At 67.0% G+C, this 1243-nt stretch carries 1 protein-coding gene; it reads right to left on the bottom strand.

All coding sequences use genetic code 11. The features are described from left to right. Nucleotides 1-8 precede the first annotated feature (8 nt). Nucleotides 9-1243: DUF222 domain-containing protein (locus ACLARN_RS44080; protein ID WP_409497450.1), on the bottom strand; the 1235-nt coding region annotated here is incomplete at its 5' end.

Here is a 1243-nt window from a genome sequence, read left to right as displayed (position 1 = left end):
GGTCAGAGTCAGGCGGGGAGGGTGTTGCGCCGGGTTCTTCGTAACGGATCCAGGTACTGGGGCGGGATGAATTCCGGCAGCCCGTCGGCCGCCATGCGGACTTCCCAGTCGCCGTGGTGGATCAGCCGGTGATGGAAGGAGCAGACCAGCACGAGGTTGCGGAGGTCGGTGGGTCCGCCGTCTGCCCAGTGATGGATGTGGTGGGCGTGGCAGTTCTTGGGCCGTCGGTGGCAGCCGGGGAAGGCGCAGCCCCGGTCCCGGATGTTCAACGCTCTCCGTTGGCCTGGGGTGACGAACCGCCTCAGCCGTCCCACGTCCAGAGGCTCCCCGGCGGCATTGAGCACTACCGGAAGCATCAAGCAATCGCAGGCCGCCATCCGTGCCTCGCGGGCGGTCATCGTCCCGACGAAATCGAGGCAGGCGGTCCCTAGCCCGGTCTTGAGTTCCTCCAGGCCGATGGTGACATGCACCAAGGTCCGGTAGCCATTGGTGCCGGGCTGGTCGGGGCAGGCGATCGCGAGATCGACAAGGTCGACCCAGGCGTCCCCCGGGCGTTCGGCTTTGCTGCGTAGGTCGGCCTGGCCGAACTCATCGACCGGGCGGGGTTTCGCGTAGGCCTCCAGCGCTGCGGCGGTCCGGGCTCCGGCTTCGTCGTCGAGCAAGCCTTTCAGTGTCCAGAAGCCGTCTTTGCGACGTTCCAACGTCAGTTCACGGTGGGGCTGGGCGGGTTCGGGGTCCTTGGGTTCGTTGCCGTCCGGGTCGAGCCATCCCAGCAACTGCTCTCCGAGATCCGACACCTGCCGAGGACCCGCCTTCCGGGCCAAGTCGGCGAGGGTCTTCTCCGCGTGCTCCCGATCCTCTGCCGCCACCTCGCCGGGGATCTGCCGCAAGATCTCCAGGATCTGTTTGATCCGCTCCTCACCGATCGCACCGTCCGCCGCCGCCGCGCCGGTCGCGGGCGCGAACGCCGGGATCTCGGTGCCATCCAAGGCGCGGGTGGGGTTCAGGTCGATCGCGCGATTCACATATGGCCGCGCCTCACCAATAGACAACCCGGCGATATCGGCGAACCACGAAACCGTTGTCCCATAGCCGTACAAGTCTTTCACGCCACGGGACTCGACCTCGGCCAAATACCGGCCCAACCCGGCGGACGCTACCCGCATCACCTGCAGGAACTGCTGCACGCCGTGGGCAAGCTCCAGCTTGCCAGCGCGCCACAGTTCCTGCGGCAACTCGGGAA

Source organism: Amycolatopsis sp. cmx-11-12, assembly GCF_046269425.1.
Classification (GTDB): domain Bacteria; phylum Actinomycetota; class Actinomycetes; order Mycobacteriales; family Pseudonocardiaceae; genus Amycolatopsis.
The sequence above is the reverse complement of the archived record's forward strand: the minus strand, read 5'-3'. Positions and strand labels throughout refer to the sequence as shown.